Consider the following 6,369-nt stretch of genomic DNA (forward strand, 5'->3'; position numbering starts at 1 on the left):
GCGGACGATGCAGTATCGACTGTCGTGCGCATGTCGTCGTCGGACGGGAAGAAGCTGCGCAACGACCCGTCAAGACCGAAATAGCGCACTTCCACACCATCTTCAGTATGTGCGACGTCAGCAAGTCGTGCGATGCGTGGATCCTCACGATTGAGCACTACGGTTCCGGTGGTCGCTTCGGCGGCTTTGCTCAGCAGTCGTGCGGTATTGTCGATTTCGCCGAAACGGTCGAGCTGGTCGCGCATCACGTTGAGCAGCAGGCAGTAGTCGGGTTGCACTTGTTTGACGAAATGCACCGCGTACGCTTCGTCGAGTTCCAGTACGGCGATGTCGGCGTCCAGTTTGCCGCCGAGCGAGACTTCGGCCAGCAGCGACGAGACCACGCCGCGGGTGAAATTCGATCCGGTCGGATTGGTGAATACCTTCAATCCCAACGATTCCAGCATGCTTGCCACCATGCGCGTGGTGGTGGTTTTGCCGTTCGTGCCAGACACGAGCACCACGCCAAGCGGTAGCTGCTGCAGGGTGCGTGCGAGGAATTGCGGGTCGATCCGTTCCACGATTTTGCCGGGGAACGCGCTGCCGCCGCCATGTGCCAGGCGGGAGGCCGCACGCACGGCCTTGCCGATCAACGGCGTTGCGAATGAGTTCCACGCCATGCTATACCTCCTGTTGGCTCTGGTAGTCCTGCGGCATATCTTTGAACTTGGAGTATGCGCCAAGGAACGCGAGATTGAACGTCTGCGTCGGACCGTTACGATGCTTCGCCATGATGATATCGGCCTCGCCCGGGCGATCTTCCTTGTCGTAGGCGTCCGGCCTGTGCACGAGGAACACCACGTCGGCGTCCTGTTCGATAGAACCGGATTCGCGCAAATCCGAAAGCTGCGGCTTTTTATCCTGACGCATTTCGGGGCCACGGTTCAGCTGGCTCAGCGCCACCACCGGCACTTCCAATTCCTTGGCAAGCAGCTTCAATGCACGCGAGAAATCAGACACTTCCTGCTGGCGGCTTTCCACGGCCTTGCCGGAAGTCATGAGCTGCAGGTAATCGATCACCACTAATTTCAGATCGTTCGTCTGCTTCAATCGGCGGCATTTCGCACGGATCTCCATCAAACTCATGTTCGGACTATCGTCGATGAATAATGGTGCGTTCTGCAGTTTATCCTGCAGATTATTGAGGATATTCCAACGTTCCTGCGTGATTTCTTCCGCTCGGCGCATGGCTGACAGCGGAATATTCGCTTCCGCCGAAATGATTCGTTGCGCAAGTTCGGTTTTGCTCATTTCCAAGCTGAAGATCACGGACGTCATATTGTGGTGCAGCGCCGCAGCTCGCGCGAAATCAACGCCGAGCGTGGACTTACCCATGGCCGGTCGGCCTGCAACGACGATCATCTGGCCCGGCTGCAGGCCTTGCGTCACGTCGTCGATGTCACGGAATCCGGTTGGCACGCCTTTGGAAACCTCGCCGTTTTGCAGTCGGTCGATTTGGTCGAGGGTGTCGGTGATGACGGTGCCGATCGGCGCGTAATCCTGCCTCACTTTGCCGGTCGACATTTCGTAGACTTCGGCCTGTGCCAGGTTGACGACGTCTTCGGCTTGGGATCCTTCGGCGGTGTAGCCGAGCTGTGCGATTTTGGTGCCGGCTGCGATCACATTGCGCAGGATGGCACGCTGGTGGATGATGTCGGCATAGAAAGTTGCGTTGGCTGCGGTCGGCACGGATGCGACGAGGCTGTGCAGATAGTCGGATCCCCCCACTTTTTCGAGGTCGCCGTCTTTGAGCAGCTGGTTGGCCACCAGCACCGCGTCGACGGGCTGCGATGCGGAGAACAGGTTGATGATGGCTTCGTACACGGTTTGGTTGCGCGGCTGGTAGAAGTCGGTGATGTCAATCATCTGCGAGACTTCGCCGATGGCGTCTTTGCTCATGAGCATGCCGCCGAGCACCGCCATTTCGGCGGCGTCGTCATGTGGCGGCACACGGTCGAAGATGGCGTCGCGAATAGCCGTTCCCGACGCGCCGGAAATGCTGCCATTGCCTGAAAAACCGCGGTTTTGCCCTTGATTCAGGCCATTGTTCCAAGAATTGCTCTCCGCCATGCTTCTCCAGCTCTTCGATGTGTGGTGTACCGGGAAAAACCATAATACCTGTGCCACTTCACGAATGATGTTGCGATGAGATTCTGGAGGAATCTCCGCATTGGCAGGATCGGAATCACCCGACACGCGCGAATCGGTTCGCTGTGGATAAGAAAGCCGAAAAAACCCGAGTTATCCACATACTGGGGATAACTATGTGGAAAACATATCGAGTTATCCACCAAATGGGGATAACCAAGTGGACAACTTGGGGACATCTTCCGTACGGGTGCCCATTCCCCTGGTTGTGACTTGCTTAAGTGAACCGAAGGTGATATGTTCCCCACTTTTTCTTACACGATGGGTTTCCGCCGACGCGGCGGGTACCGCATCGGCAACCATGTCGCTTTGCCGGGCATTCGCCCACGGCCTACGCGGCCTCACATGTGGTAGCGGGTGGCGTTGTACATGGTTCGGACAAGGGTTTCGCGCCATTTACTCCAGCCGTACTGTTTGGAAATGGTCTCGCCGGCCGTGGCACCCAACGACGAACCGTCAGCACGAGTCAGATCGAACAGCATGTCAAGCAGCAGCGGATCATGATCAAGACGAGACGCCAACTCGTCACCAACATTAGGATCATTCGGATTCTGACCAGTCGCAAACTCCGACAACGTAAGATGCTCACGCACCAACAACGTGACCCACCAAATAATGTCACGGTCAAAACCCATGCGCTTCAACACCATGGACGCATGACGCGCACCCTCCGCCGCATGATCGGCAACCCCCGGACGCTTGCCGACATCATGCAAAATACCAGCCAACAGCAACGCCTGATAATGCCGATCATCATAACGGTTTCCACGAGGTGTTTCACGACCAAGCCGCGTAACCACCTCAACCGAATGACGGTCAATCGTATACCGATGCGCGGCCGAAGCACTCGGGCGATTACGAATCGCCAGCCATTCCGGAATCAGCCGACCCGGAATATCGACAAAATCAATCTCCTCCCACACCTGCAACAACGCGGGACCGCTCGCAAGCAAACGCAAGAACAGACTACGCGACTCATCATTCCACGTGCGATCATCGATCGGACACGACTTCAGATTCTGCAACGTGCCGGGCGCGATCGGCAGACCAAACTCAGCCGCAGCAACAGCAGCCCGCAACGCAAGACACGGATCGGACTTCGGATCGGCACCCGGCGCAAGCACGATCTCCTCCTCATGCTTGGCGATACCGGGCGCAATCACATCAAAAGTAGGCGCCTGACGCTTACCGCCGCCACGAGGCTGGAACACCTGGAAAAACGCAAAACGAGGCTTCTCATGAGTCAACGAATGCTCAGCGCGAGAAGCCGTGGAATCAAGCGAAAACGCGATCTGGCGACCAACACGCGCAAGCAACGTCTGCAAATCATCAATCGACTTCGCCTCACGCTCGCCATTCGGCAACGTCGGATCAGCCAAACCCAACATCGCCGAAACCCTCGCCTGATAAGGAGCAAGCAACATGTTCGTGTCTTTATTGGCCACCAAATGAATGCAATCGCGCACATCCAGCAACCGTTCGACGGCATCGTCATACTGGCCGTGCGGGCGGTCGGCAAGCCAAGAAGCGGCAAGCGCGGAGACCAGCACGGAATCACGCAAACCACCGCGGGACTCCTTAATATCAGGCTGATTGCTATACGCCATACGGCCGAACTCATCCAAACGAGACTTGGCGGAGCCCAACAATTCGGGCAAGCGCTTACGGGCGGCCCTACGCCAACGCTCCAAAATGGAGACGGCCGTGGATTCGATCAGCTGCGTATCGCCCGCGATCGGCACCACATCCAGCCAACCCATCGCGGCAGGCAAATCATGGTCGGTGACCGCCTCGCACTGCACGCGGGTACGCACCGACTGGTCAAGATCAAGACCCGAATCCCAAATCGGATACCACAATTTGTTGGCAAGCTCATTGAGCTGCCGGTCAGTGAGCGCGTGAGGCTCATAAATGACCACCAAATCAAGATCGGAACTCGGTCCCACTTGGCCGCGGGCCAACGAACCCACCGCGCCAAGACCAATACCAGCTTGCGGAACGTCAAAAGAAACCGTCTGGCAGGCCTCCTGCCACAACTTCGTCAGGCAATCCATGGCCAGATCCGTACGAGCCTTACGTTTCGCCGCACCATTGCGGTACACGCCGTCGACATCCGGCTGACTCATATCCATGAAACGTTGTTTAAGACCATCAACCGCTGAAGTCATAGCAAATCCTTATGAATCTTCGCAAAAACAATCAAATCTGAGCAGATAAAAGCGAAAGCGGGGAAATCCGAAGCAGACAATCTGACGCGAAAAACGTATGAAAATCCCCGCACGGCGCGAAGCACGTACGGGGATCTGTCTATTGATAACCCGAACCCAAGCCCGGGGTCCTTAATATCTATCCGAATGAATTATCAGATAGCGGCAGAGCCGGTCTCGCCGGTGCGCACGCGGGTCACCGAATCAAGCGGGGCAACCCAGACCTTGCCGTCGCCGATGGTGCCGGAGCCGGCGGACTTGACGATCACACCGACCAGAGTCTCGGCATCGGCGTCATCGGACAGCACCTCGACGCGAATCTTCGGAATGAGATCCACGGTGTATTCGGCGCCACGGTAAACCTCGGTGTGGCCACGCTGGCGGCCGTAACCGTTAGCCTCAGACACGGTCAGACCGTGAACACCTGCGGCAGCGAGGGCTTCCTTGACATCGTCAAGCTTATGCGGCTGAATGATAGCGGTAATGAGCTTCATCTCACTTCACCTCCTTGAGAACAGAGCTGGCGGTACCAGCAAAATCGTAAGCACGTTCGCCCTGATCGGCAAGATCGATACCGCCGACTTCCTGAGCTTCGGTGACACGCCAACCAATCGTCTTCTCCAGAGCGAAGGCGATGATGCCGGTGACAACAGCGGACCAGATGATGGCAACGAGGGCAACGATGAGCTGCACAACCAGCTGCTTCCAGTCGCCGCCCGCGAACAGACCGGTACCTTCGCCGAAGAAGCCGATGAGCACAGTGCCGGTGAAGCCGCCGACGCCGTGGACGCCGACAACGTCGAGAGAATCATCGTAGCCGAGCTTGAACTTCAGGCCGCAAGCGAGGCAGGTGAGCACGCCGGCGATGGCACCGAGCACGATGGCCCACAGCGGGGAAACCACATCGGCGGCCGGAGTGATGGCAACCAGACCTGCGACGATGCCGGAAGCGGCACCCATGGCGGTGTAGTGGCCGGTGCGGATCTTCTCAGTGAAGCCCCAAGAGAGCATTGCGGCGGCGGTTGCAGCGGAAGTGGAAACCCAAGCGTAGCCTGCGGTGCCATTGGCGGCAAACGCGGAACCAGCGTTGAAGCCGAACCATCCGAACCACAGCAGGAAAGCGCCAAGCATCACGAACGGAACATTGTGCGGACGGAACGGCTGGGTGCCGAAGCCCTTGCGCTTGCCGATGATCAACACGATCACCAGAGCGGCGACTGCAGCATTGATGTGCACGACCGTACCACCTGCGAAATCGTGGGCGGCAGCGCCGATAGCCTGGGAGATCGCGCCGTCAGCGCTCAGCAGACCGCCATTCCACACCATGTGGGCGAGCGGAGCGTAATCGAAGGTAATCCACAGCGCGACGAAAATCATCCACGTGGAGTACTTGACACGTTCAGCGATAGCGCCGCAAATCAGAGCGACGGTAATCATGGCGAATGCGGACTGGAACGCCACATCGACGCTGACCGGGTAGTTGTTGGAGTTCAGCGAAGCCGACGTGAAGACACCGCCGTCGGAAACCATGGAATCCTTCAGCAGGAAGCCTGTGGCCGGATCACCGAAGACACCGCCGACCGAAGTGCCTGCGTAGGCGATGGACCAGCCCCACAGCACCCAGATCACCATTGTGACGGACAGAGCGGCCGCCTCCATAATCATCATGTTCAGCACGGCCTTTGCGCGGACCATGCCACCGTAGAAGAACGCCACACCCGGCGTCATGAGGAACACAAGGGACGCGGACGTCAAAATCCACGCGGCATTTCCAGAATCAAGCTGACCCATGTCACCCTCCTCTTTCTTTCTTTTTGAGTTCACATTTCCGGCCCCATCGTATGGGGCTGACAAAACGGTATGGAACGCCGCCCGCGTTTTGAAAACGTTACGACGTGTTACAGCAAGGTAACGCCATCTCGCCATTACGTCAACCGAAAACGGCGGAATAAAGCGGCTGGCACGTTTTGTTTCA

5 protein-coding genes are annotated in these 6,369 nt (G+C 57.6%); all 5 read right to left on the reverse strand.

The window, feature by feature from the left end; genetic code table 11:
- Nucleotides 1–659, reverse strand: a 659-nt coding sequence (locus tag Q5H33_RS07810; RefSeq protein ID WP_302423896.1) for a Mur ligase family protein, incomplete at its 3' end; no start/stop codon positions are given.
- Between the two features lies 1 nt (nt 660).
- Nucleotides 661–2,109, reverse strand: a complete 1,449-nt coding sequence (dnaB, locus tag Q5H33_RS07815; protein WP_022245668.1) for a replicative DNA helicase — start codon at nt 2,107–2,109, stop codon at nt 661–663.
- Between the two features lie 419 nt (nt 2,110–2,528).
- Nucleotides 2,529–4,355, reverse strand: a complete 1,827-nt coding sequence (locus Q5H33_RS07820; RefSeq protein ID WP_226668189.1) for a nucleotidyltransferase domain-containing protein — start codon at nt 4,353–4,355, stop codon at nt 2,529–2,531.
- Nucleotides 4,356–4,549: 194 nt separating this feature from the next.
- A complete protein-coding gene (locus tag Q5H33_RS07825; protein WP_003814240.1) occupies nt 4,550–4,888 on the reverse strand; it encodes a P-II family nitrogen regulator in 339 nt (112 codons plus the stop codon).
- Nucleotide 4,889: 1 nt separating this feature from the next.
- Nucleotides 4,890–6,185 (reverse strand): ammonium transporter, encoded by a 1,296-nt coding sequence (locus Q5H33_RS07830; RefSeq protein WP_034880156.1) that lies wholly within the window; start codon nt 6,183–6,185, stop codon nt 4,890–4,892.
- Nucleotides 6,186–6,369 lie beyond the last annotated feature (184 nt).

This window comes from uncultured Bifidobacterium sp. (assembly GCF_959020145.1).
GTDB lineage: Bacteria > Actinomycetota > Actinomycetes > Actinomycetales > Bifidobacteriaceae > Bifidobacterium.

Coding starts and splice junctions, on each gene's coding strand:
- dnaB (WP_022245668.1), bottom strand. CDS start 2,109: ATGGCGGAGAGCAATTCTTGGAACAATGGCCTGAATCAAGGGCAAAAC.
- Q5H33_RS07820 (WP_226668189.1), bottom strand. CDS start 4,355: ATGACTTCAGCGGTTGATGGTCTTAAACAACGTTTCATGGATATGAGT.
- Q5H33_RS07830 (WP_034880156.1), bottom strand. CDS start 6,185: ATGGGTCAGCTTGATTCTGGAAATGCCGCGTGGATTTTGACGTCCGCG.
- Q5H33_RS07825 (WP_003814240.1), bottom strand. CDS start 4,888: ATGAAGCTCATTACCGCTATCATTCAGCCGCATAAGCTTGACGATGTC.